The organism is Telluria sp. Soil_C_11 (genome assembly GCF_057657395.1).
Genome location: NZ_JBDGIN010000008.1, coordinates 71,812 through 97,590, shown reverse-complemented (window position 1 = coordinate 97,590; position 25,779 = coordinate 71,812). Strand labels below are relative to the sequence as shown.

The following is a 25,779-nucleotide window of genomic DNA, read 5'->3' as shown; positions in this document are numbered from 1 at the left end:
GCTGCAGAGGGGCTCTCACACAGGCGGGGTCTCAGATTATGCCATATTTGTGCAGTGCGTCAGCCCCGGCCGCTTGCACGATTATTCCAACGAACTCATCCGCACTCGAATTTTATTTGCACGAATTATCGATCATGCAAATAAAAAAAGCCTGCGCAAAGTCTGCGCAGGCTTTTCTTGGCTTTATGACCTGTTGCTTTTATGCAGCCAAACGCACCGTCGAACGGCAGCCGTCCATCAGGAACGACAGTCCGACCACGAGCACCAGCGAACCCTCGGCGGAGCGCGCGGTGCCGGTGATGCCTTCGACGTGCAGCGCCGTCATCGGCTTGATCACCAGATCGGCCGTGCCGTCCACCGCTTCCACCGCGATGATGTAGGGCTGGGGCGCGTTGATCACGATGCCGACGCGCTCCGAGCATTCCTCGTAGCCAAGCGACAGCGCCAGCGAACGCACTGGTAGCGGGCGGCCCTGGTCCTTCAGCACCGGCGCGCCGCCGACCTGCATGAAGGTTTCTGGCAGCTCGACCACGCGCTCGACCACCGCCATCGGCAGGGCCAACTGGGCGCCCGAGGTCGACACCAGCATGGTCGGCACGATCGACAGTTCGATCGGCAGGCGGATCGAGAACTTGGTGCCCTTGCCCAGGTTCGAGTCGATGCGGATCGCACCGCGGTTCTTCTCGACCGCGGTCTTCACCACGTCCATGCCGACGCCGCGGCCGGACACCGACGACGCCACTTCCTTGGTCGAGAAGCCCGGCAGGAAGACCAGCTGGTAGGCTTCGTCGTCGGAGGTCGCCTGGTGCTCGGTGATGAGCCCCTTCTCGATTGCCTTCTTGCGCAGCTTGGCCGGGTCCATGCCGCGGCCATCGTCCTGCAGCACGATCATGACGCTGTTGGCTTCCTGCCAGGCTTTCAGCAGGATGTAGGCCTTGGCCGGCTTGCCGGCGGCGACACGGTCTTCCGGCCCCTCGACGCCATGGTCCAGCGCGTTGCGCAGCATGTGCACCAGCGGGTCGTACAGGCTGTCCACCACCACGCGGTCGACTTCGGTCTCGGCGCCTTCGATGGTCAGCTCGACTTCCTTGCCCAGGTCCTTGGCCAGCTCGCGCACCAGGCGCGGGAATTTCTGGAACAGGCGGCCCACCGGCTGCATGCGGGTCGCCAGCGTGGCGCGCTGCAGCTCGGCCGAGTAGCGCGACGCGCGCTCCAGGGTCTCGGTCAGGGTCGCCATCAAGGTGGCGGCCTGGCCTTCGAACTTGAACTGCGACAGGCGCTCGAGCAGCACGGCGGCCTGGTTCGCGGCCTGCACCGACTCGCCCGCCACTTCCAGCAGGGCGTCCAGCTTGACCGCGTCGATACGGATGCTCTCGTCCTTGGCCGGGGCGGCGGCGGCCGGCTTGTTCTCGGTACGGCGCTCGATGCCGTCCCAGCCGGACCTGGCCGGGGCGGCTTCGCCCGCCGCGGCGGCCGGAGCCACGGCGAGGGGTGCCGCAGCGGCGGCCGGCCCGGCTTCCCGGGCCGCGGCCGGCACGTGGGTCCCCGGCGGCACGACCGCCAGGTACATGGCTTCCCAATCCAGTCCGTCGGCGCCTGCCTCGACTGCCGGAGCGGCCGGAGCGGCGGCCGGCGCCGGGGCAGCGGCCACCGGTGCGGGCGCGGCGGCGGGGGCCTGCGCGGCGGCCTTCGGCGCGTCCTTGCCGTCGATCGCGTCCTTCAGCATGCGCTCGAGGTCGGCCGGCATCGGCGCCAGCTGTTCCGGCGGCGTGCCGTTGTTCAAGTCGTTGAGCTGGTCGGCCACGAAGCCGGAAGCCTGCAGCGAGGCCTCGATCGCCGACGGCGTGACCGGGGCCGCGCCGGTGCGCAGTGCGTCGAACAGGTTCTCGGTCAGGTGGCAGGCGGTCACCAGCGCGGGCAGTCCCATGAAGCCCGCGCCACCCTTGATGGTGTGGAACGAGCGGAACACCGCGTTCAGCGTTTCCTTGTTATCCGGATCGCGCTCGAGGCGGAGCAAGTGCTCCTCGACGTTGGTCGCTAGATCCAACGCCTCGATCACGAAATCCTTGAGCATTTCATCCATTAGAATCCCAGATCGGCAAGAAGGTCATCGACACTATCCTGGTCCAGCGCCGCGGACGGCACCGACGGGCCCTGCATCAATTCGGCGGGTTTCTCCTGCTCCTGCGCCGCCTGTTTCTGCGCCAGCTTTTCCTTGACGTCGGCCGGGGCGCTGTCGCGCAGCAGCTGGGCCAGCTCGTTCTCGACGGTCTGGGTGATCTTGACCACTTTCTTGATCAGCTGGCCGGTGATGTCCTGGAAGTCCTGCGCCATCATGATCTCGAGCAGGCGGGCCTTCTCGGCCTCGGTCGCTTCCGACACGGCCTGGGCGAAGTTGCGCGAGTCGCCGGCCAGCGCCTTGAACTGCTCGATCGACAGCTTGCCCGAGAACAGGTCGGCCCAGCGGCCTTCCATGTCCTTGGCCTGCTTGGACAGCAGGTCCTGGGCCGGCATGCCGTCGTCCAGCGTGTTCAGGACCTTGTTCGCGGCCTGCTCGGTCAGGGTGGCGACGTATTCCAGGCGGTCCTGGGCGTCGACGATCTGGGACGAGGCTTCGGTGAGCGCCTTGTCGTAGCCGAGTTCGCGCAGCGAGTCGTGCAGCAGGCGCACGATGCCGCCGAGGCGCTCGTACATCCCCTTGCCTTCGTGCTCGTCGGCGGCTTCCGCGCGTGCGCTGTCGGCCACTGCGGCGAGCGCCGGCGCCGGCGCCGGGGCCGGTGCGGCAGCCGGGGCGGAACTGGATGCGACCTGGTCGAACAGGGCTTCGAGGTCGTCGCTGTCGCCACTCTCGCCGCCCGCGGCGGGTTCAGGCGCCGGAGCCGGTGCCGGTGCGGGAGCGGGCGCGCTGGCTCGCTGCGCTGCCACTTCCTCGAATAATGCGTCGAAATCGTCAGCGGCGTCGGTCATAGTCCCTGCTTCTCCATAATGTAAATGTCGCGATGATCTTGCGGTGTGCTGTGCTTGCGGCCGTCAATGGGTTGACGGTAAAGGTATTGCACGAGTGTAGCAGCGTGGTTGCCGTAGGTAAATCTCGGAAAAGACACCGTTGTCGATTGGGGCAGTAAACTTAGTTCCGCGACAATTCTTTCCACTTGTTTCTGAATATTTTCACAAAGCAAGTGTTGTATTTTTTTATCGCACGCGCTTTTGCGTCTCCAGATGTTTTCGCGCAGGAAAGCGAACACATCTCTGAGCAAGATCAAGCATTTACTATCTGCCAAGGGTGAAAAGGCGAACTACAATAAGAAGGTAACGTGACGTGAGGGAGGGCTCACCATGTACCAGAAAATTCTGATCACCACCGACGGCTCCGCGGTGTCCCAGCACACTGCCTGCGCCGGCGTCCAGTTCGCGCAGCAGATGGGCGCCGAGGTGCTCGCGCTGTTCGTCGCGCCCGAGTACCAGTATCCCGTGTATGTCGAAATCATCCCGCCGTCCTATCCCAGCGAGGAGGACTACATCGCGCAGATGCGGCGCATGGGCGAGGAATACATGGGCAAGATCATGAGCAAGGCCGACCAGTGCGGACTGAAGCATTCCTGCATGACGGCGTTCTCGGATTCGGCCGCGCTGAAGATCGTTGACGTGGCTGAACAGCAACACTGCGACCTGATCTTCATGGGCTCGCACGGCCGCAGCGGCTGGGGGCAATTGTTGCTGGGCAGCGTGACGAACAAGGTGCTGTCGCAGACCAGCAAGCCAGTCCTGGTGCACCGCCTGATCCGCGAGCCCGGTACCTGAACCTTCCCGCTCCGCGCTGCCAGCGCGGATCGCCGGCGGCTGGGTATTGCTAAAAAAGTCCTAACTATATGTTAGCAATGTGCTAGCGTTCAGTTTCCGTTTCGCATTGCATTCTGGGGATATTCCTATGATTCGCATAGTCATCGCTGACGACCATACCATCATGCGCGAGGGCCTCAAGCGCATTCTCGACGGCGCACTCGATATCGAGATCGTCGGCGAAGCCATCAACGGCTTCGAAGTGCTGTCGCTGGTGCGCCAGGGTGGCTTCGACCTGCTGCTGCTGGACCTGTCGATGCCGGGGCGCAGCGGAGTCGACCTGATCCGCCAGGTGCGCAGCGAAGCGCCCAAGCTGGCGATCCTGATCCTGACCATGCACGAGGAAGAGCAGTACGCGGTGCGCGCGATCCGCGCCGGCGCCCAGGGCTACCTGACCAAGGAAAGCGCCGGCACCCAGCTGGTCGGCGCGATCCGCAAGGTGGCGTCGGGCCGTCCTTATATCAGTACCGAAGTGGCGGAGCAGCTGGCGCTGAACATCATGGCGCCGAACGAGCAGCTGTTGCACAAGCAGCTCTCTGACCGCGAGTTCGAAGTCTTTTCCCTGCTGGTGGGCGGCAAGTCGATCACCGAGATCGCCAACAACCTGCATCTGTCCGTGAAGACAGTGAGCACTCACAAGACCCGCATCATGCAGAAGATGGGCATGACCTCGCTGTCCGAAATGGTCCAGTATGCCGTGGCTCACCGCCTGCTGGCGCCCATGAAAGCGTAAGCGCAGCCACATTTTCTTTTGACCTTCCAGCCAGTCCATTGGTGCCCGCCACCGTTCGCGTGGCGCGCAGGAGACGTCCTCTGCACGACGATTATCCTACACGGATACGCCCTGCCTCCATTCGGAACACCTCCTGCACAGTAGGAATACTCCTACATTCTGACTCCCCTTCCTACCTGCACATTCAGCCGTTGCTGATATGAATGCCGGACTCGTGTTGGCATACTGACTTCAGCGTTTCGACTTGCTTGCGGTCCATTCTCCGCATTGAGCCTCCTGAAACCGATTTCCTTCACCTGGAGATGAGTATGCAGTCCCAGCCAATGTCTGAACAACGCAATGCCTCGCCATCGACCCTGCACTCGTCACAGATGGAGGCCGGGCGCCAGCGCCAGGGTCGCCTGTGGTCCAACCTGAAAGAGGTCTGCGACCTGCTCCACATCCCGGCCGCCGTATCGATGAATTCCGAGGAACTCCTGTTCCAGCATGTGCAGTTCAAGACCGGCCAGCGTGTCCACACGATCGGCCAGGCCTTCGACACCCTGTACATCGTCAATTCCGGCTTCCTGAAGACGGTGCTGATCGACGAGTTCGGCAACGAACAGGTGCTGAGCTTCCCGATGAAGGGCGACATGCTCGGCGTGGACGGCATCCACACCCGGCACTATGCCTCGGAAGCCGTCGCCCTGTCGGACTGCGACCTGATCCTCGTCCCGTTCAAGAAGCTCACCGCCCTGGGCAGGGTGCACGCCGAGCTCGAGAACCTGATGTACGGGGTGATGAGCCGCGAACTGGTGCGCGAACAGGCCATGATCGGCATGCTCGGCGCCCTGTCGGCGGAAGCCCGCGTGGCCCGCTTCCTGATCTCGCTGGCCGAGCGCTTCGCGGCGATGGGCTATTCGAGCAAGCTGTTCAACCTGCGCATGACGCGCCACGAGATCGGCAGCTATCTGGGCCTGACCCTGGAAACCGTCAGCCGCACGCTGTCGGCCTTCAACGAGATCGGCCTGATCACCGTCGACCAGCGCACCATCGGCATCAAGGATCCGGAAGCGCTCAAGACCCTGCGCCGCCTGCCGCCCTCGCGTTCGCGCGCCAAGCAGAACGCCAAGCACAAGGCGGATGCCGAATCCTCGGGCGACGGCCAGGTGCTGGCCACGGCTTGACGCCTGCCCGGGCGCCGTCCATGAAAAGAGCCGGCGCCTTCGCCGGCTTTTTTACGTCAGGCGCCGATCGCCTCAGTCGCGCGTCAGCACGCCATCGGTCACGCGCACCTGCTCGCCGGCGCGAAAGCCCGGATCGTTGTCGTAGCGGATCGACTGGGTGGCGCCGTTTTCGTAGCGCACCACCACTTCGTAGCGCGGCGCGCGGGCGTTGCGCTCGAGGCTGCGCCCGGCGATCGCGCCGCCGACCGCGCCGGCCACGGTGGCCGCCGTGCGGCCGCTGCCACTGCCGACCTGGTTGCCCAGCAAGCCGCCGACCGCGGCGCCGCCCACCGTGCCGAGCGCGCCGGCCTCGCCCTGGATCACGTTCACCGATTCCACCGTCGCGCAATTGGTGCAGTAGCGCGCCACGCGCTGGCCATCGTCGGCGCGGCGATCCTCGCGGCGGTCGTCGCGGCGGTCCCCATGCATGCGGCCGCCCGCCAGCAGCGGCTGGCCCAGGGTCGCCGTCGTATAGCGGCCGTTGGCGCGGATGGTCGCGGTGACGGAGGCGTCCGGCGCGATGTTGTCGCCGCGGCGGATCGTGTACAGGCCCGCGTATTCGCCCGGCCGCACCTCGGGCAGCGTGAAGATGCCGCGCGTGCCGGCGATCTGGATGTCGACCTTGGCGCCCGGCGTGCCGATCACGGTGAATTTCAGCTCGTGGCCCGGGCCCAGGTCGTCGCTGCCGCGCACGTCGAAGCTCTGCACGCGCGGCATCCCTGCCACCAGGCGGTCGTCCGGGTTGGCGCGATCGGGAACGCGCACGATGGTCGCCGCCAGGGCCTGGGTCCTGACCATGCCGTTCACGCGCAGGTTGGCGGTCACCGAGCTGTCCGGACGGATGCGGTCGTGCCGGCCGATCGTATAGGTGCCCTGGTAGGTGCCGGGGCTGGTTTCGGTCAGGTGCAGGTTGCGGGTGGCGCCGTCGATGCGCACGCTGGCGTTGCCGCCCGGCGTGCCATACACTTCAAAATTCAGCTCGGCGCCCGGTTCGATGCGCCGCAATTCGTTGACGTTGAAGCCCTCGATGCGCGGCTCCAGCGCACGGGCGGGCGGATGGTCCTGGGCCTGCACTGGCATCGGCACGGTCGCCGTGAAGAGAGGCAGTGCGGCAACCACTGCCGCGGCGAGCGTCTGTCGGGTTGTTGCCATGGTGTCCTCCTGCGAAACGGTAATTGTCAATGTGTCCAGCTTACGCCGCAGGTCCGGATGGCTCGGTGCGCTAACGAACGCTGTGCACAGCCTCGCCCGAGCTCACCCATACCCGCTCGCCGGGCTCCGGGCGCAGCGCATGGCCGCCGGTGAACGCGCCGAAGGACGGCAGGATCATGCGCCCCGGCCCGGCAATGAAACACGGCAGGCGCAGCGCGTCGGAGCGCGTCGCCAGCACGTACACCGGATGGACGTGGCCGGCCAGCACATAGCCCGGCGCGTCGATGTCGGGATGGTGGCAGAAGGAAAACGGACCGATCGTGTAGGGTTCGTCGACCAGCCCGATGCCGAGCTGCGCGGCCGGATCGCCGGCATGCTTGTCGTGGTTGCCGCGCACCAGCGTCAGCACGAGTTCGCGGCGCCGCTGGCGCCAGGCCAGCATCGCCGCCTGGGTGCCGGCCGCGTGCGCCGCGCGCGCGTGCAGGAAGTCGCCGAGGAACAGCACGTGCCTGGCGCCGGTCAGGGTGACCAGTTCGTCGAGCGCCTGCAGGTTCTCGCTGGTCGTCCCTTTCGGCACCGGGATGCCCCAGGAGCGGAAGGCCGCAGCCTTGCCGAAGTGGATGTCGGCGATGATGAGCATGCCCTCGCGCGGCCAGAACGCGGCCTTCTGCGGCAGCAGGAGCAGCGGCTCGCCGTCGATCGCGATCGTCACTGCGCCGGGGATCGTGTTCATGCCGCGGCCGCCTTTTCCAGTTCGCGCACCATCCGCGCCACGCGGTCGGACAGCTTCTCGGTCGAGACCTTTTCGCGGAAGCGTTCGACCATCAGCGGAAAGCCGAAGGGAGTGGCGCGCTTCACCTCATGGAACGCGATGCGGCGCGCATGCAGCGACTGCAGGGTATCGCGCAGGCGGGTCAGCTCCAGCTCCTGCTCGAGCACTTCGCGCTCGGCCTGGGTCAGCAGCAGGTTGCCGCTGTCGTGCTTGCGGAAGACTTCATAGAACAGCGCGCTCGACGCCTGCACCTGGCGCATCGACTTGCGCTGGCCGGGGAAGCCCTGGTTCACCAGCCCGGCGATGCGCGCCACCTCGCGGAAGCGCCGCTGCGCGAGCTGGGTCGCGTTCAGGCTGTCGAGCACGTCCTCGAGCAGGCGGCCGGTATCGAGCAGCCCGACATCTGCGCCGGTCTGCGCATCGAACATGCGCGCCCAGTCGACCGGTTCCGGCGACAGCAGTTCGAAGCCGTAATCGTTGACCGCCACCGAGAAGGTCGACGGCATCACCTTGCCGACCCGGAACGCCAGGAGCGACGCCAGGCCCGTGTGCACCGAACGTCCGCCAAAGGGGTAGACGAACAGGTGATGGCCCTCGCGGCTCTTCATGCTCTCGACCACCAGCACCTCGCCGGTCGGCAGGGCCGACCAGCGCGCCTGCACCTCCAGCAGCGGCCGCACGGCCTGCATTTCCGGCCCCTCGAAGATTCCCTTCGACGCCCGCTCGAGCTCTTCCAGTCCGGCGCGCGCCATCTCGGCGCTGAGCGGCACCTTGGTGCCACCCCAGCGGCTGATCGCGCCCCGGGTGGAACTGCTGCGCTTGACGTAGGCCGTCATCTCGTGCACCCGCACCAGCTCCAGGATGCGGCCACTGAACAGGAAGTGGTCGCCCGGCTTCAGGCGGCCCACGAACGACTCCTCGACGCTGCCGATCCGCCCGCCGCTCACGTACTGCACCTGCATCTGCGCGTCCGAGACGATGGTGCCGATGCTCATGCGGTGCCGGCGGCCGATGGCGGCGTCGGGCACGCGGTAGACGCCCTCCTCGTCCGGCAGCACGCGCCGGTATTCCGGATACACGGACAGGCTCTGCCCGCCGCGCGCCACGAAGTCCAGCGCCCACTGCCATTCCTCCGGCGTGAGGTGGCGGTAGGACCAGGCGCTCTTCACTTCTTCATATAGCTCGTCCGAACGAAAACCGCCGCCCAGTGCGATCGTCACCAGGTGCTGCACCAGCACGTCGATGGGCTTGTTCGGCACCTGGCGCGCCTCGATCCGGCGGGTGGCGACCGCGCGCCTGGCGCCGGCCGCTTCCAGCAGTTCGAGGCTATTGGTGGGGACCAGGGTCACGCGCGAGATCCGGCCCGGCGCATGGCCGCTGCGCCCGGCCCGCTGCAGCAGCCGCGCGATGTTCTTGGCGCTGCCGACCTGCAGCACCCGCTCGACCGGCAGGAAGTCCACGCCCAGGTCCAGGCTGGCGGTGCACACGACGGCCTTCAGTTCGCCGTTCTTCATGCCTTTCTCGACCCATTCGCGCACCTCGCGGTCGAGCGAACCGTGGTGCAGCGCCACCACGCCGGCCCAGTCGGGGCGCGCCTCGATCAGGTTCTGGTACCAGATCTCCGATTGCGCTCGGGTGTTGGTGAACACCAGGGTGGCGCCGTTCTTGTCGATCTCGTCGATGACCGGCTGCAGCATCTGCAGGCCCAGGTGGCCGCCCCACGGAAAGCGCGAGACGTTCTGCGGAATCAGGCAGTCGACCACGATCTGCTTCTTCAGGTCGCCCTCCACCAGCACGCTTCTGCGCTCGTCCGCATCGGTCCCCAGCAGCACGTTGCGCGCGTCCTGCAGGTTGCCCATGGTGGCCGACAGGCCCCACACGACGAGATCCGGATTCCAGCGCCGCAAGCGCGCCAGCGCCAGCTGCACCTGGACGCCGCGCTTGCTGCCCATCAGTTCGTGCCACTCGTCGATGATGACCATGTCGAGGTGCTTGAACTGCTCGCGCGCGGCCGCGTGCGAGAGCAGCAGGGTCAAGGATTCCGGGGTCGTGATCAGCGCGCCGGGCAGTTTCTTCGACTGGCGCGCACGCTCGGCGGATCCGGTGTCGCCGGTGCGCGCGCCGAGGGTCCAGTCCTTGAATCCGTCAGGGCCGGCGGCGCCCAGTTCCGCCGCCGAGACTTCCAGCGAGCGTTGGGTGTCGGCGGCCAGCGCGCGCATCGGCGTAAGCCACAGCACGCGCAGGCCGGTGCGGTCACGCCGCGCGCGGTTGGCGCCGCGCAGCATCGCCGCGAACCACACGGCATAGGTCTTGCCGGCGCCCGTGTTCGCGTGCAGCAGGCCGGACTGCCCAGCCAGCGCGGCCTTCCACACGGCGCGCTGGAACGGGAATACCTTCCAGCCGCGCGCCGCGAACCAGGCGTCGACCGCTGCTTCAGCCTGCGACTTGCTCATGGCCCCGCCGCCTGTAACAAGCCTTTCAGGGTATCGAGCGTATCCGCCTCCTCGACCGGCTTGTCCTCGCGCCGGCGCAGGATGCGCGGAAAGCGCACCGCAATGCCGGCCTTGTGGCGCGGCGACAGCGCGATGCCTTCGAAGCCCAGCTCGAACACCATGGTCGGCTTGACGGAACGCACCGGGCCGAACTTCTCGACCGTGGTGCGGCGGATGGTGGCGTCGACCTGGCGGATCTCGGCGTCGGTCAGGCCGGAATACGCTTTCGCGAAGGGCACCAGGCGGCGCTGCTCGCCGTCGCCATCCCACACGGCGAAGGTGTAATCGGTGTACAGCGACGCGCGCCGGCCGCTGCCCGGCTGGGCGTAGATCAGCACGGCGTCCACCGCGTACGGATCGATCTTCCACTTCCACCAGGTGCCGACGTCCTTGGTGCGGCCTACGCCATACCGGGCATCCTTCGCCTTCAGCATCATGCCTTCCACGCCGCGCGCGCGGGATTCGCCGCGCAGCTTGCCGAGGTCGTCCCAGGTGTCGGCCGTCACCAGCGGCGAGATGCGCAGCTGCGGCTTGGCCACGCCGGTGACCAGGGTTTCCAGCAAGGCGCGCCGCTCGTGCTGCGGCAGGCCGCGCAGGTCGACGCCGTCCAGTTCCAGCAGGTCGTAGGCCAGCAGCACGGCCGGCAGCTCGGCCAGCAGCTTGGCGCTGAGGGTCTTCCGGCCGATGCGCTTCTGCAGGTCGGCGAACGGCGCCGGCGCGTCCCCGGTCGTCCAGATCAGCACCTCGCCGTCGACCACCGTCCCTTCCGGCAGGGTCAACGAAGCCAGCTCGGGAAAGCGCTCGGTGATCAGGTCCTCGCCGCGCGACCACAGGTAGTTCTGGCCGCCGCGCCGCACCAGCTGGGCGCGGATGCCATCGTACTTCCACTCGACCTGCCAGTCGTGCAATGCGCCCAGCGCGGACGGATCGCCCTGCAGCTGGTGGGCCAAAAAGAAGGGATAGGGCTGGCCGCCGCGCAGCTTGTGCTCGTCGTCGGACTGGGGTGCGATCAGCTGCAGGAAGCCGGCCCCGGTCGGGCGCACGCGGCCGTCGGTCCAGCCCATCAGGCGCTGGGCGATCAGCTTGGCGTCGACCGCGGCGATGGCCGCCAGCGCGCGCGTCACCAGCAGCTTCGACACCCCGACCCGGAAACCGCCGCCGATCAGCTTCACGAACAGGAAGCGCTCCCGCCAGGTCAGCTCGTCCCAGTACTCGAACAGCTTCTCGCGGATCGTGAGCGGGTCGGCGCCGCGCAAGGGGCCGATGCGCTCTTCCATCCACACGGCCAGGCCGACGTCGCTGTGGCGCTTCGGCGCCGGCAGGATGTGGGCGATGGTCTCGGCCATGTCGCCCACCGCCGCGTGGCATTCCTCGAACAGCCACTCGTCCAGGCCGGCATAGGCGATGGCGGCTTCGCGCAGCACCTTGGTCGGCACGGTCTGGCGCGGCTTGCCGCCGGCCAGGAAGTAGACCGCCCAGGCCGCGTTCTCTGGCGACGCATGCTCGAAGTAGTTCTGCAGGGCCTCGAGCTTGCGGTTGGTCGCGGTGGTCTCGTCGAGGTCGGCGTACAGGCGGGCGAATTCACGCATCGCTCGCCTCCTTTTTTGCCTCCCCTTCTTCCGGCGCGGCCGAGCCGGTGGCGTCGTCGTCTTCGTCGCCGTATTCCGTGTCGAAGGCTTTCGCATCCAGCCCGATCTGGCACAGCCAGCGCACCATCACCGGGATCGAGCCGTGCGTGACCACGACCTGCTGGGCGCCGGTGGCTTCGATGGCGCTCAACAGGCCGGGCCAGTCGGCATGGTCGGACAGCACGAAGCCACGGTCGACGCCGCGCCGCCGGCGCGCCCCGCGCAGCAGCATCCAGCCGCTGGCGAATGCGTCGGAATAGTCGCCGAAGCGGCGGGTCCAGGTCGAGCCGGCCGCCGAGGGAGGCGCCAGCACCAGCGCGCGCTTCATCTCGTCCTTGCCGGTCTCGCTGACCAGCCGGGTGGGCGGCAGGTCGATGCCGCCCTCGCGGTAGACGCGGTTCAGCGGCTCGACCGCGCCGTGGCAGACGACCGGGCCGATCGAGGCATCCAGCCCGGACAGCACGCGCTGGGCCTTGCCGAAGGCATAGGCGTACAGCACGCTGGTGCGGCCCTCATCCGCATTGCGGCGCCACCAGCGGTTGATCTCGTCGAACACTTCCTGCTGCGGGTCCCAGCGGTAGATCGGCAGGCCGAAGGTGGATTCGGTGATGAAGGTATGGCAGCGCACCGGCTCGAAAGGGGCGCAGGTGGCATCGGGTTCGACCTTGTAGTCGCCCGAGGCGACCCAGACTTCCCCCCCGCATTCCATGCGCACCTGGCTGGACCCGAGCACGTGGCCGGCCGGGTGCAGCGAGATCGCGACGCCGTTGTGCACGACGCGCTCGCCATAGGCCAGGCCGTCGATGTCGATGTCCGCGCCGAGGCGCGACTTCAGGATGTTCACGCTCGCGTCCGAGGCCAGATAGTGGCGGTGGCCCCAGCGCGCATGGTCGCCGTGCGCATGGGTGATGACGGCCCGTTCCACCGGCCGCCAGGGGTCGATGTAGAAATCGCCAGGGACGCAGTACAAGCCTTCCTTCCTTACGACGACCATGTCACCCATAGGTCTCCTTATCCGATGTGTTCCACGAACTCCTTCAGGAAGGATCGCTGCTCGCCGTCCGGGAAGTCGATCGTGACCTGCTCCCCGGCCACGGACAGCACCACGCCCTCGCCGTATTTTGGCACCTTCACGCGGTCGCCGGCGTCGAACGAGGATGCCGGGTCGGGCGCGGGTTCCGGCTCGCGGTCGAACTCGTCGTCGCGGATCTCGATGTCGTCGAGGAGCACGGCCGCCGGCGGATTCAGGCAGTTATCGCAGCGGCAGCATTTCTCGAAGCCCTCGACTTCGTCGCCGAAGTAATCCAGCAGCAGCTTCCAGCGGCAGAAACCGCTGACGGCATAGGACACCATCTGCTCGAGCGCTTCCTTGTCGTGTTCCTGCTTCTGGCGGTAGACCGCGGCCATCGCCTCGAACAGGCTGGCCTTCGGCTCCTGGGCCGTGACGTTCCAGGCCAGCTTGCGCGACTGGCGCAGCAGCTTCGCATCCTTCAGCAGCTTCAGGCACACCTTCAGGTTCGGGCCGGACAGCTCGCCGTCTGCCTCTTCGATGCGCTCGGGCGTGGCGGTGTCGCTCTCCGCCAGTTCGCGCACGGCCTCGTAGACGGCGCGGATCTCGTCGGCGGTCGGGTAATGCTTCACCAGGAAGAACTGCTGCACACGCTTGTCGTCCTGCAGGAACAGCAGCGTGCATTCGGCATCCTTGCCGTCGCGCCCCGCGCGCCCGGACTCCTGGTAATAGGCTTCCAGGTTGGCGGGGATCTGCAGGTGGATCACGAAACGCGTGTCCGGCTTGTCGATGCCCATGCCGAAGGCGTTCGTCGCCACCATCACGCGCCGCTCGTCGTTCATGAACAGGTCCTGGTTTTCCTTGCGCTCGGCGGCATGCAGCTTGCCGTGGTAGATGGTGACCGATTCGCCCTGCTCCTGCAGCAGATGATGGATCTCTTCGGCGCACTTGACGGTGGCGGCGTAGACGATGCCCTTGCCTTCGGTCTCGCGTACCAGGCGCAGCGCCTCGCGCAGCTTTTCCTCGGGGTTCGTCACCTGCAGCACGCGGTAGTGCAGGTTCGGGCGGTAGACGCCGGTGTTGATGACATTCATCCGCGGGCGGCCGAGCTGGCGTCCGATATCGTCGACCACGTCCTCGGTGGCGGTGGCGGTCAGCGCCAGCACCGGCGGACGGCCCAGGGCCTCGATCGCGCCGGTCATCTCGAGATAGGCCGGGCGGAAGTCGTGGCCCCACTGGGAGATGCAGTGGGCTTCGTCGACCACCACCAGGGCGGTCTTCACTTCCTTCAGCACCTCGACGAATTCCGCCATCACCAGGCGCTCGGGGGTGCAGAACACGATCTCGCAGCGGTTCTCGCGGATCGCGGCGAGCGAGCCGCGCTCTTCTTCGGCGGACAGGCTGCTGTTGACCTGCACGGCGCGGATCCCCATCTGCTCCAGCTTTTCGAGCTGGTCCTTCATCAGCGAGATGAGGGGCGAGACGACGATGGTCATCCCTTCGAGAATACGGGCGGGAATCTGGTAGCACAGCGATTTACCGCTGCCGGTGGGCATGATCGCGAGCGTGTCCTTGCCATCGAGGACGCTGTCGATCACGCGTTGCTGGCCGTCGCGCAGCTGCTGGATGCCGAAGATGGTATTCAACAGGCGGCGGATGGTGTTGCGGCGTACCGCAAGCAGGCCTTTGTGCAGGAGTCTGGGTTCGTGTCGGGTCATGATGGCCCAACTGTACGGCGGGCCGATCTGAACCGCTATAGGACGCAACCTACAGTTACCGTAGGAGCGCCACTAGACCTTTCCACAAGCGTTCAGACAAATTGACAAGGTCTTTTCCTACAACTCGGCGGAATTCCCGCCGATAGTTGCCAGTCAGCAGCCGACCTATGATGGAAGCATATTCTCCCGAAACCGGCACTCCCTTGGAGGTTCATCATGATCCGCATCTTCCCTGCCACCTGGACCGCACTTCACGTCGGCCTGATCAGCATTGCCACCTGGCTGCTGGTCGAAACCGATGCCCTGAATGGCATGGCTCCCATGTTCTTCCACTGATCGATGCGGCAGACTCGCAGTCCCGCATCCCTCGACCTGGCGTGCCCGCGGCATGCTCCAGCGACGCTGCCCTGAGCTGAGACTCACAGGCCGGCGCGCTTCCGCTCGTGCTCCCCAATCGTCGGGAACACAACCACAGTGTTAAATTGACACCATTTTCCTGTAAGCTTCTCTTACAATGGGTGACCAACCCGGCCTGGTGACAATCCAATGCAGTCCATATCCCTGTTCGAAGCGGTTTTCAAGCATTCCCCGATCGGCAATTACCTGCTCTCCCCCACGCCCGAGGCGACCGTCCTGGCGGTCAATGACGCCTTCCTGAAAGCGTCCGGACGCCGGCGCGAAGAACTGGTCGGCGCCAGCCTGTTCGCCGCCTTCCCGCGCAACCCGGACGATCCCGCCGACACCGGCGAATCCGACCTCAGGCAATCCCTGGCGCGCGTCGCCGCCACCGGCAAGGTGGACACCCTGCCGGCCCAGCGCTATCCCATCCGCGTGCAACTACCGAATGGCAAAGTCGTCTTCGAAGAGCGTTTCTGGGATGCCGTCAGCACGCCGATCTTCGACGCCGACGGCAAGATCCTGTGCATCTCGCACACCACCTCGGACGTGACCGAACGGGTGCGCGCGCTGGCCGCGATCCGCGAGAGCGAGGCCCGGTTCCGGGCGCTGACCCATGCGTCGGCGGACGTCATCTACCGCATGAGCTCCGACTGGACCGAATTGCGCCAGCTCGAAGGGCGCGGTTTCATCAAGGACACGGCCGATCCGCGCCGTCTCTGGCTCGACGAGTACGTCCCGCAGGAAGACCAGCCGATGGTGCACGCGGAAATCGCGGACGCGATCCGCCACAAGCGCGTCTTCGAACTGGAACACCGCGTGCGCCGCGTCGACGGCAGCCAGGGCTGGACGCTGTCCCGGGCGGTGCCGATGTTCCGCGAAGATGGCGAGGTCGACGAATGGATCGGCGCCGCCAGCGACATCACCGAACGCAAGGTGGCGGAAGAAAAGCTGAAGGAACTGGACCGGCGCAAGGACGAGTTCCTGGCGATGCTGGCGCACGAGCTGCGCAATCCGCTGGCCCCGATCGGCGCCGCGGCCGACCTGTTGCTGCGCGCCAGGCCCAACGAAACGACGATCCGCACGACCAGCCAGATCATCGGGCGCCAGGTGCGCCACATGACGGAACTGATCGACGACCTGCTCGACGTCTCGCGCGTCACGCGCGGCCTGGTCGAACTGGACCGTGCGCCGCTGGACGTCGCCCAGATTGCCCTCGAGGCCGTCGAACAGGTCATGCCGCAGGTGGAGGCGCGCCGCCAGACGCTCGACGTGCGGCAGGCTCGCGCGCCGGCACTGGTCTGCGGCGACAAGAAGCGCCTGGTGCAGGTGCTGGCGAATATCCTGAACAACGCCGCCAAGTACACCCAGGAAGGCGGACTGCTGCGCCTCGAGGTCGAGGCCGGCGAGGAGGAGGTGCGCATCGCGGTCGTCGATAACGGCATCGGCATGGCGCCCGAGCTGGTGGCGCGCGCCTTCGACCTGTTCACCCAGGCCGAGCGCAGCGCCGACCGCGCTTCGGGCGGATTGGGCCTGGGCCTGGCGCTGGTCAGGAGCCTGGTCGAGCTGCACGGCGGGACGGTGACCTGCGACAGTCCGGGCCTGGGCCACGGCAGCCGTTTCGTGGTCAGCCTGCCGCGCCTGAACGCACAAGCCGCCGCGGGACAAGGCCAGGCTGCGGATGCGGCCGCCCCGGCCGGACCGGGACCGCTGCGCATCCTGGTGGTCGACGACAACGAGGACGCGGCGGATACGCTGGCGATGCTGCTGGAAGCGTCCGGCCACGAGGTGCTGGTCGAGCATGGCTCGCACCGCGCGCTCGCGCGCGCCGCCGACGCCGCGCCGCAGGTCTGCCTGCTCGACATCGGCCTGCCCGACATGGACGGGGTCGAACTGGCGCGCCGCCTGCGCGCCCAGCCTGAAACGGCTGGCGCGCTACTGGTCGCGGTGACCGGCTACGGCCAGGAAAGCGACCGCGCACGGACCCGCGAAGCCGGCTTCGACCACCACCTGGTGAAGCCGATCGACCTGGACAAGCTGCAGGCCATGCTGGAGGAGAGAACTTACGCGGCTTCGACCGCCACCGGCATGCGGATCAGGTAGTCGAAGGCCGACAGTGCGCACTTGGCGCCGTCGCCCGCCGCGATCACGATCTGCTTGAACGGCGTGGTGGTGGCGTCGCCGCCGGCGAACACACCCGGGATGTTGGTGCGCCCGTGGGCGTCGACCACGATCTCGCCGAAACGCGACAGTTCCACCGAACCCTTCAGCCACTCGGTGTTCGGCACCAGGCCGATCTGCACGAACACGCCTTCCAGCGCCACGTGCCGGTCTTCGCCGCTCACCCGGTCCTTGAAGCTGATGCCGTTGACCTTCTTGCCGTCGCCAGTGATCTCGGTGGTCTGGGCGTTCACGTGGACGGTGACGTTCGGCAGGCTGTTCAGCTTGTTCACCAGCACCGCGTCCGCCTTCAACTGGTTCGCGAACTCCAGCAGGGTCACGTGCTCGACGATGCCGGCCAGGTCGATCGCCGCTTCCACGCCCGAGTTGCCGCCGCCGATCACGGCCACGCGCTTGCCCTTGTACAGCGGGCCGTCGCAGTGCGGGCAGTAGTTCACGCCGGCGTTCTTGTACTGCTCTTCGCCCGGCACGTTCACATTCCTCCAGCGCGCGCCGGTCGCCAGGATCACGGTGCTCGACTTCAGCGAACCGCCGTTGGCGAAGCGCACTTCGACCAGCTCGCCCGGCGCGGAAGGAGCGATCAGCTGCGCGGCTTCCTGCTGGGTCATGATGTCGACCCCTACGTTCCGCACCTGCGCTTCGAGCGCGCTCGAAAACTTCGGACCGTCCGTTTCCAGCACCGAGATGTAGTTCTCGATCGACATCGTGTCGTTCACCTGGCCGCCCATGCGCCCGGTGGCGATGCCGGTGCGGATGCCTTTGCGGGCCGCGTACACGGCGGCAGCCGAGCCGGCCGGGCCGCCGCCCACGATCAGCACGTCGTACGGCTCTTTCGCATTCAGCCTGGCGGCGTCGCGCTCGCCGGCGCCCTTGTCCAGCTTGGCGACGATCTCTTCGATCATCATGCGGCCGGAACCGAACATCTCGCCGTTCAGGAACACCATCGGCACCGCCATCACCTGGCGGGCCTCGACTTCCTCTTGGTACGCGCCGCCTTCGATGACGGTGGTCTTCACGCGCGGATTCAGGATCGCCATCAGGCTCAGCGCCTGCACCACGTCCGGGCAGTTATGGCAGGTCAGCGACATGTAGACTTCGAAGTCGTAATCGCCGTCCAGCGCCTTGATCGTGTCGATGACGTCCTGCTCGACCTTCGGCGGATGGCCGCCGGTCCACAGCAGGGCCAGCACCAGCGACGTGAATTCGTGGCCCAGCGGCAGGCCGGCGAAGCGCAGGCTGGTGTCGCTGCCCGTGCGTTTCAGGCTGAACGACGGCTTGCGCGCATCGTTGCCATCGGTACGCAGGGTGATCTTGTCGGCGCGCAGACCCTGGATGGTCTGCAGGAGGTCCAGCATCTGCTTCGACGTCTCGCTGTCGTCCAGCGACGCGACGATGTCGAAGGAATGCTGCACGCGTTGCAGATAGGCACCCAGCTGGGTCTTCAGGTCATTGTCGAGAGCGCTCATGGTCATATCCTTTTTCTTCAAACGTGTTCAAGCCGATGCGTCGCACATGCGGGCGCATCCCATCAAATCAAAGTGGTAAATCCAGGCTGGCAGATCGACCAGTTTGATCGCCTGTCTTTCAGGGCAGGCCCATCGCGTGTGGGCTGCTTCTTGGGAGGGGGTGGAGACCGGCCGCCCCTCGCGGACGGTCTCCTTGGTACTACGTGTACCGCACGTGGGCTTGGGGAGCCCACCCTACGGTAGCGCCAATGTAGGGTGGGCACCCCGTGCCCACGCACATTCGGCGATTAGATCTTGCCGACCAGGTCCAGCGACGGCTTCAGGGTTTCGGCGCCTTCGCTCCACTTGGCCGGGCAGACTTCGCCCGGGTGCGAGGCGACGTACTGGGCCGCCTTGACCTTGCGCATCAGTTCCGATGCGTCGCGGCCGATGCCGTTGTCATGCACTTCCATGACCTTGATCTGGCCTTCCGGATTGATCACGAAGGTGCCGCGCAGGGCCATGCCTTCTTCTTCGATCATGACTTCGAAGTTGCGCGACAGGGTGCCGGTCGGGTCGCCGATCAGCGGGTAGTTCACTTTCTTGATGGCTTCCGAGGTATCGTGCCATGCCTTGTGGGCAAAGTGGCTGTCGGTCGACACGCCGTAGACTTTGACGCCCATCTTCGCGAATTCCGGCTGGAAAGCAGCCAGGTCTTCCAGTTCGGTCGGGCAGACGAAGGTGAAGTCAGCCGGGTAGAACATCAGGACCGACCAGGTGCCTTTGAAGTCGGCTTCGGTCAGGTCGATGAACTTGCCGTCGTGGAAAGCGGTTGCCTTGAACGGTTTGATCTCGGTGTTGATGATGGACATGAAAGCTCCTCTTTCGGGGTTAAAAAAACGTTAGGTGCGTACTATACCGCGCACGCCATTGAATGTGAAATTAATTGAACGGATTTCATCAATTGATTTTAGCTATCATGACGCCGTCGTTCCCGCGCAGGCGGGAACCCAAGTTTGCTAACGCTACCGAAATGCTTGCAGAACTTGGGTCCCGGCCTTCGCGAGACGACGTTCAAGCGGAGGCGACGGCCGGCACTGCCTCTTCGGTACACGGCAACAGCAGGCTGAACGTCGCGCCCTGCCCCGGCGTACTCTGCACGGTCAGCTCGCCGCCATGCGAGGTGGCCAGCTGGCGCGAGATGTACAGGCCCAGGCCAAGGCCCTTCGGCTCGCCGGCCTTGGCGCCGCGCTCGTAGGGTTCGAAGATGCGGTCGATGTAATCGGGGGCGATGCCCTTGCCATGGTCGCGCACGTCGATGCGCACGTTGCAACCTATTTCATGCACGCTGATCTCGACCGTGCCGCCGCCGCCGTAGCGCAGCGCATTCGTCAGCAGGTTGACGATCACCTGCTCGATCCGGAACTCGTCCCAGAACCCTTCCACGGGACCGTGGCCGGCCAGTTGCAGGGTCGAGTTGGCCGCGGCCGCCTGCAGGGACAGGTCGTTGACGACCCGCTCCAGCAAGCCCATCAGTTCAACCTTGGCCGGCCGGATCGACAGCGTGCCGCTCTTCATGCGCGAGACGTCCAGCATGTCGTCGATCAGGCGGATCATGGCCTTGATCTGGCGCTCGTCGCGCTTGATCATCTTGCCCATCTGCTCGGGATTGAAGGCCGGCAGGTTGCCGCGATTGAGCTGCAGGCTGCGCATCTGGGTTTCCAGGAACAGCGTGTTGAGCGGGGTGCGCAGTTCGTGCGCCACCAGCGACATGAAATCGTCGCGCATGCGCAGCGAGCGCTGCAGCTCTTCCTGGGTCTTGTTCAGTTCGCGCAGCAGGATGTCCTGCTCGCGCCGGCTGCGTTCCAGCGCTTCCATCTGGCGCCGCATCTCGCGGCGCTGCTGGTCGAGGGTGACGAAGACGTTGACCTTGCTGCGCACCGCGTCCGGGTCGAGCGGCTTGTGCAGGAAGTCGACCGCGCCCTGCTCGTAGCCCTTGAACGCATAGTTCAGCTCGCGGCCGGCGGCCGAGACGAACACGATCGGGATGTTGCGGGTGCGCTCGGTACCGCGCATCAGCTCGGCCAGTTCGAAGCCGTCCATGCCCGGCATCTGCACGTCCAGGATGGCCAGCGCGAACTCGTGCTCGAGCATGAGGGTCAGCGCCTGTTCGCCCGACGAGGCCTGGAACACCTGGCGCTGGCCGTCGCGGATCAGGGCGTCCAGCGCGCGCAGGTTTTCCGGCAGGTCGTCGACGATCAGCAGTTTGCTTGGGTCTGGTGCGCTCATGATTTTTCGCTCTCCAACATGGGCAGCAACGCCCCGATGCGGGCCAGGGGCAGGATCAGGTGCGGGGAAAAACGGTCGATGGCGCTGCGGGGCATGGTGGCCACTTGGGCGTCATCGGGGTCTTGCACGACGGTCAGGCCGCCGTTGGCATGGATCGCGGCCATGCCGGCGGCGCCGTCGTGGTTGGCGCCGGTGAGCAGGATGCCCACCAGGCCGGGGCCGTAGGCGTCGGCGCCCGATTCCATCAGCACGTCGATGGCGGGGCGCGCGAAGTGCACGGGCGGCTCGCAGCTCAGCGAAAACGTGAAGTCCCGTTCCACCGACAGGTGGTAGCCGGAACCGGCGAAATACACGGTGCCGGGCTCGATCGCTTCCTTGTCGAGGGCTTCCCGGACCGGCAGCGGCAGGCGCTCGGCGAACAGCTCGGCCAGGCGGCTGTCGCGGTCGCCCGGCAGGTGCAAGATACAGATGACCGGCAGCCGGTAGCCGGCCGGCAGCGCAGGCAGCAGCGTTCCCAGGGCCTCGACCCCGCCGGCGGACGCGCCGATCACCACCGCCTCGATGCGGCGGCCGGCGAGCAGCGCCTGCAGTCCGGCGTCGTCCATGGCGGCGTCCATCACGCGCCCACCTTGCGGAAGATCCGCTCGCGCCTGGCGAGCGGTTCGAAACGCTGGGCATAGCTGGAAAAGTCGATGCTTTCCTTGCTGCCCAGTCCCAGGAAGCCGCGGTGCACCAGCGATTCGTGGAACAGTCCCAGCACCCGGTTCTGCAGGCGCCGGTTAAAGTAGATCATCACGTTGCGGCAGCTGATGAAATGGGTTTCGGCGAACACGCTGTCGGTGGCCAGGCTGTGGTCGGCGAAGGTCACGTTCTCGACCAGCGCGCGCTCGAACAGCGCCCCGCCATAGGCCGCGGTGTAGTAATCCGAAAACGCCCTGGCGCCGCCGGCCTTCTGGTAATTCTCGGTGTACAGGCGCATGCGCTCGAGCGGCATCACGCCGCGCCGCGCCGCTTCCAGCGATTCCGGATTGATGTCGGTGGCGTAGATCAGGCTGCGCTCCAGCAAGCCCTCTTCGTGCAGCAGGATCGCCAGCGAATACACTTCCTCGCCGGTGCTGCAGCCGGCCACCCAGATCTTCAGCGACGGATAGGTCTCCAGGTGCGGCACGACGTGCTGGCGCAGCGCCAGGTAATACTCGGGGTCGCGGAACATTTCCGTGACCGGGATGGTCAGGAATTGCAGCAGCTGGGCGAAGGCGTTCGGCTCGTGCATCACCCTGGCTTGCAGCGCCGACACGGTCTCGCACTCCATCGCGCGCATGGCGGCCAGCACGCGGCGCTTTTGCGAGGCGCCAGTGTAGTCGCGGAAGTCGTAGTTGTACTTGAGGTAGACAGCTTCGACCAGCATCCGCAGTTCGATGTCGATATCGCTGGGCGTGTGCTTCAAATCCGCTCCATGGTCGGCATCCATACCCGCAGCAGCGAGTACAGCCGGGTCAGGTCGATCGGCTTGGCGAGGTAGTCGTTGGCGCCGGCGGCCAGGCACTGCTCCTGGTCATCCTTCATCGCCTTGGCCGTGATCGCGATGATCGGCAGGCGCGTGAAGCGCGGGTCCTGGCGGATCCTGCGCGTCGCTTCCAGGCCATCCATGCCCGGCATCATGACGTCCATCAGCACCAGGTCGATAGCGTCCACTTCGTCGAGCCTGGCAAGGGCTTCGAAGCCGTTGCGGCCCACCTCCACATGCGCGCCGCGCTGCTCCAGCGCGCTGGTCAAGGCAAACACGTTGCGCACGTCGTCGTCCACCAGCAGGATGGTCCTGCCCTCGAACACCCGGTCGCGCCCGCGCACGCTCTTGAGCATGGTCTGGCGCTCCGACGACAGCGTTGACTCCACCTTGTGCAGGAACAGCGTCACTTCGTCGAGCAGCCGTTCCGGCGAACGCGCGCCCTTGATGATGATCGAGCGCGAGTATTTCAGCAGTTCCGCCTCTTCCTCGCGGGTCAGGTTGCGTCCGGTGTACACGATAACGGGCGGGAAGGAGCAGAGTTCTTCCAGCGACATGCGTTGCAGCAATTCGTTGCCCTGCATGTCAGGCAGCTTCAGGTCGATAATCATGCAGTCGAAAATCTGCGTGCGCAACAGCTTCAGCGCTTCCCCGCCCGAACCGACCGCGGCGATCTCGACGTCGTTGTCGGAAACCAGCTGGACCACGCTCTCGCGCTGGCGCTCGTCGTCCTCGACCAGCAGCACCCGCTTGACCTGCTGCGAGGATTTCTCCTTCAGCTTGCGGAACACCTCTTCCAGCTGCTCCCTGCTGGTGGGTTTCAGCGCATAGCCGATCGCGCCCAGGTGCAGGGCTTCGCCGCCGTTCTCCATGCTCGACACCACGTGCACCGGGATGTGGCGGGTGGCCGGGTTGTCCTTCAGCTGCTGCAGCACCGACAGGCCGGAGCGGTCCGGCAGGCGCATGTCGAGCAGGATCGCGTCCGGATTCTCGCTGGCGGCCAGTTCCAGGCCCTCTTCCGCGGTCAGCCCGACCAGGCAGCGGAATTCCATGTCGTGCGCCAGGCCGTACAGGATGCGTGCGAATTCCGGCTCGTCCTCGATCACCAGCGCGGTGCGGCGGCCTGCGGCCGGCTCGGCGCGGTCGTCGTCGAAGCGCGGGCCGGCCGGCCTGGCCTCGGCGGCTTCCTCGGCGGCCGGAACGGCGGGCACGGCCTCGCCACGCGCCGGCTTGGCCGCATGCACCAGCTGGGGCGCCGGCGGAGTCGCGGCGACCGCGCCGTCGCGCGGCAGGCTGAGCATGAAGGTGCTGCCCTCGCCGAGCGTACTCGCCACGGTCAGGGTGCCGCCCAGCAGGCTGGTCAGGTCACGCGAGATCGACAGGCCCAGGCCGGTGCCGCCGTACTTGCGCGCAGTCGAGCCGTCGGCCTGGTGGAAGGCGTCGAAGATCTTGTCCTGCTGCTCGGGCGCGATGCCGATGCCCGAATCCTGCACCTCGAACTGCACCCAGCCCTCGGCGTTCGCGCTGACCGTCAGGCTGACGCGGCCGGCATCGGTAAACTTGACCGCGTTCGACAGCAGGTTCTTCAGGATCTGCTCGAGACGCTGGCGGTCGGTGTGGATCGACGCCGGCACGCCTGGTTCGACCGTCAGCGAAAACTCCAGGTTCTTCTGCAGCGCCAGCGGCTCGAAGGTGCGCGCCAGGCCTTCGACCACGCGGCGCAGCGGCAGCTCTTCCGGCACCAGCTCCAGCTTGCCGGCCTCGACCTTCGAGATGTCGAGGATGTCATTGATCAGGTTCAGCAGGTCGTTGCCGGCCGAATAGATGGTCTGGGCGAAGCGCACCTGCTCGTCGTTCAGGTTACCGCCCGCGTTATCGGCCAGCAGCTTGGCCAGGATCAGCGAGCTGTTCAGCGGCGTCCTCAGCTCATGCGACATGTTCGCCAGGAATTCCGACTTGTAGCGGCTGGCGCGCTCCAGTTCCAGCGCGCGATCGCGCAACTGGTCCTGGGCCGTGGTCAGGGCCGCGTTCTTCAGGTCGAGGTTGGCGGCCTGCTCGGCCAGCTGTTCGTTGGTCTGCTCCAGCTCGGCCTGCTGGTTTTCCAGCGCCGTCTGCGATTCCTCGAGCGCGCGCGACTGCTCTTCCAGTTCTTCGTTGGCGGTACGCAGCTCTTCCTGCTGGACCTGCAGTTCCTCGTTCATGGCCTGCTGCTCTTCCAGCGCCAGCTGCAGGCGCTGGCGGTAGACCACGGAGGCGACCGAAGCGCCGACCGCCGGCCCGACCAGCGCCATGAATTCGGTATCGCGTTCGCGCACGCCGTGCAGGAAACCGATCTCGATCACGCCCTTGATCTTGCCGTGGTTGGTGATGGGGGCGATCAGCAGTTCGCGCGGCGACGTCTCGCCCAGCCCCGAACCGACCTTGATGTAATCGGGCGGCAGCTCGCGCAGGGTCAGGATGCGGTTCTGGTTGGCGGCCTGGGCGGCCAGCGAGTCCCCGGCCTGGATCACCCGGGCGTGCTGGTCCTGGTGGGCAAAGCCGTAGGCGCCGATGCGGGTCAGGGTACCATCGTCGCTGCGCGCATACATGGCGGCCACGACGCCGCCGAGATAGGGGGTAATATAATCCAGCACGGCATCCGCCAGCGGCTCGAGGTCGTGCAGGTTCGCGCTCTTCGTGGCCAGCTCGGCCTGGCCGGTGCGCAGCCAGTCCTGGTGGCGCAGCAGGGCGTTGTGTTCGGCCTCGTGCGCCAGGATCTCGCCATAGGAGTTCGATAGGCTCATCAGTTCGCGGCGGCCGAACAGGGCCAGCAGGCCGGCCACGGTCAGGCTGAACAGGAGGAAGGCGCCGACCGACCAGCCGATCACGTTGCGCGAGGAGCTGTTGCGCTCCAGCAGGAGGCGCTCTTCGGTTTCGATGAAGAGCTTGAACTGGCGCCGCACCTCGTCGGTCAACATCTTGCCGCGCCCGCTCTTGACCAGCTCGACCACGTCGGCATTCTTGGCGCGGCGGGCAATGGCTTCCTCGGCAAACAATTGCCATTCGCGCTGGGCGGCGCGGACCCGCCGCACCCGGTCCAGCTGGGAATAATTGTCGTCCACCATCCTGGCCAGGGAATTCAGCTCGGCGTCGATCTTCGGCTTGGCCTCGGCATACGGCCCCATGAACTCGGCGTCTCCGGACAGCAAATAGCCACGCAGGCCGGCTTCCATGTCGGCCGACATGCGGCTGACCTCGTTGGCGCGCCCGATCGTGCGCTCGGAACGCTCGACCCAGCTGAGCACATTGATCAGGTAGGCAATAATGCCGACGAAGACCAGCGCGCTCAGCACTCCCATGCCCAGCGGCATGGCGACATTGCGGGAAAGGATGCGTCGGAACTGGTTGCTGTCGATACTCGATCCGGTCATGC

Annotated in this window: 18 protein-coding genes; 4 read left to right on the top strand and 14 right to left on the bottom strand. The window is 66.3% G+C overall.

What is annotated here, in order from left to right; genetic code table 11:
- Positions 1-199 precede the first annotated feature (199 nt).
- Both AC3A6M_RS15000 and AC3A6M_RS14995 read right to left on the bottom strand, forming a co-directional pair.
- A complete protein-coding gene (locus AC3A6M_RS15000) occupies positions 200-2,083 on the bottom strand; it encodes a chemotaxis protein CheA (RefSeq protein WP_487853520.1) in 1,884 nt (627 codons plus the stop codon).
- The gene (locus AC3A6M_RS14995; protein WP_487853519.1) at positions 2,083-2,967 is read right to left on the bottom strand and encodes a protein phosphatase CheZ; all 885 of its coding nucleotides are present in this window, start codon (positions 2,965-2,967) and stop codon (positions 2,083-2,085) included. Before AC3A6M_RS14995 ends, AC3A6M_RS15000 begins: the two co-directional genes overlap by 1 nt.
- A gap of 369 nt (positions 2,968-3,336) precedes the next feature.
- Between AC3A6M_RS14995 and AC3A6M_RS14990 the strand changes: the two genes are divergently transcribed.
- The 3 genes from AC3A6M_RS14990 to AC3A6M_RS14980 all read left to right on the top strand — a co-directional run bounded on the left by AC3A6M_RS14990 (position 3,337) and on the right by AC3A6M_RS14980 (position 5,739).
- The gene (locus AC3A6M_RS14990) at positions 3,337-3,801 is read left to right on the top strand and encodes a universal stress protein (protein WP_487853518.1); all 465 of its coding nucleotides are present in this window, start codon (positions 3,337-3,339) and stop codon (positions 3,799-3,801) included.
- A gap of 127 nt (positions 3,802-3,928) precedes the next feature.
- Positions 3,929-4,573 (top strand): response regulator, encoded by a 645-nt coding sequence (locus AC3A6M_RS14985; RefSeq protein ID WP_036232923.1) that lies wholly within the window; start codon positions 3,929-3,931, stop codon positions 4,571-4,573.
- A gap of 371 nt (positions 4,574-4,944) precedes the next feature.
- Entirely contained in the window at positions 4,945-5,739 is a 795-nt protein-coding gene (locus tag AC3A6M_RS14980) for a Crp/Fnr family transcriptional regulator (protein WP_487853701.1), read from the top strand.
- Positions 5,740-5,811: 72 nt separating this feature from the next.
- Here AC3A6M_RS14980 and AC3A6M_RS14975 read toward each other — a convergent pair whose 3' ends face one another.
- From AC3A6M_RS14975 to AC3A6M_RS14950, 6 genes are all read right to left on the bottom strand, one after another.
- Positions 5,812-6,930: a glycine zipper 2TM domain-containing protein gene (locus tag AC3A6M_RS14975; protein ID WP_487853517.1), complete on the bottom strand. Its 1,119-nt coding sequence runs from the start codon at positions 6,928-6,930 to the stop codon at positions 5,812-5,814.
- 70 nt (positions 6,931-7,000) lie between these two features.
- Entirely contained in the window at positions 7,001-7,663 is a 663-nt protein-coding gene (gene pdeM, locus AC3A6M_RS14970) for a ligase-associated DNA damage response endonuclease PdeM (protein ID WP_487853516.1), read from the bottom strand.
- On the bottom strand, positions 7,660-10,155 hold the full coding sequence (locus AC3A6M_RS14965) for a ligase-associated DNA damage response DEXH box helicase (RefSeq protein WP_487853515.1): 2,496 nt from the start codon (positions 10,153-10,155) through the stop codon (positions 7,660-7,662). The genes pdeM and AC3A6M_RS14965 overlap by 4 nt, the downstream gene beginning before the upstream one ends.
- The gene (locus tag AC3A6M_RS14960; RefSeq protein WP_487853514.1) at positions 10,152-11,783 is read right to left on the bottom strand and encodes an ATP-dependent DNA ligase; all 1,632 of its coding nucleotides are present in this window, start codon (positions 11,781-11,783) and stop codon (positions 10,152-10,154) included. Before AC3A6M_RS14960 ends, AC3A6M_RS14965 begins: the two co-directional genes overlap by 4 nt.
- Positions 11,776-12,825 (bottom strand): ligase-associated DNA damage response exonuclease, encoded by a 1,050-nt coding sequence (locus tag AC3A6M_RS14955; RefSeq protein WP_487853513.1) that lies wholly within the window; start codon positions 12,823-12,825, stop codon positions 11,776-11,778. Before AC3A6M_RS14955 ends, AC3A6M_RS14960 begins: the two co-directional genes overlap by 8 nt.
- 8 nt (positions 12,826-12,833) lie before the next feature.
- Positions 12,834-14,549: a RecQ family ATP-dependent DNA helicase gene (locus AC3A6M_RS14950; protein ID WP_487853512.1), complete on the bottom strand. Its 1,716-nt coding sequence runs from the start codon at positions 14,547-14,549 to the stop codon at positions 12,834-12,836.
- Positions 14,550-15,095: 546 nt separating this feature from the next.
- Between AC3A6M_RS14950 and AC3A6M_RS14945 the strand changes: the two genes are divergently transcribed.
- The gene (locus AC3A6M_RS14945) at positions 15,096-17,048 is read left to right on the top strand and encodes a PAS domain-containing hybrid sensor histidine kinase/response regulator (RefSeq protein ID WP_487853511.1); all 1,953 of its coding nucleotides are present in this window, start codon (positions 15,096-15,098) and stop codon (positions 17,046-17,048) included.
- Here the strand turns inward: AC3A6M_RS14945 and ahpF are convergent.
- From ahpF to AC3A6M_RS14915, 6 genes are all read right to left on the bottom strand, one after another.
- On the bottom strand, positions 17,009-18,592 hold the full coding sequence (ahpF, locus tag AC3A6M_RS14940; protein ID WP_487853510.1) for an alkyl hydroperoxide reductase subunit F: 1,584 nt from the start codon (positions 18,590-18,592) through the stop codon (positions 17,009-17,011). The genes AC3A6M_RS14945 and ahpF overlap by 40 nt on opposite strands.
- Positions 18,593-18,879: 287 nt before the next feature.
- Entirely contained in the window at positions 18,880-19,443 is a 564-nt protein-coding gene (gene ahpC, locus AC3A6M_RS14935; RefSeq protein WP_487853509.1) for an alkyl hydroperoxide reductase subunit C, read from the bottom strand.
- Between the two features lie 202 nt (positions 19,444-19,645).
- On the bottom strand, positions 19,646-20,860 hold the full coding sequence (locus tag AC3A6M_RS14930; RefSeq protein ID WP_487853508.1) for a hybrid sensor histidine kinase/response regulator: 1,215 nt from the start codon (positions 20,858-20,860) through the stop codon (positions 19,646-19,648).
- Entirely contained in the window at positions 20,857-21,465 is a 609-nt protein-coding gene (locus AC3A6M_RS14925) for a chemotaxis protein CheB (RefSeq protein ID WP_487853507.1), read from the bottom strand. Before AC3A6M_RS14925 ends, AC3A6M_RS14930 begins: the two co-directional genes overlap by 4 nt.
- A gap of 11 nt (positions 21,466-21,476) precedes the next feature.
- Entirely contained in the window at positions 21,477-22,331 is an 855-nt protein-coding gene (locus AC3A6M_RS14920; RefSeq protein WP_487853506.1) for a CheR family methyltransferase, read from the bottom strand.
- Positions 22,304-25,777, bottom strand: coding sequence for a response regulator (locus tag AC3A6M_RS14915; RefSeq protein WP_487853505.1), 3,474 nt, complete (start codon positions 25,775-25,777; stop codon positions 22,304-22,306). Before AC3A6M_RS14915 ends, AC3A6M_RS14920 begins: the two co-directional genes overlap by 28 nt.
- Positions 25,778-25,779 lie beyond the last annotated feature (2 nt).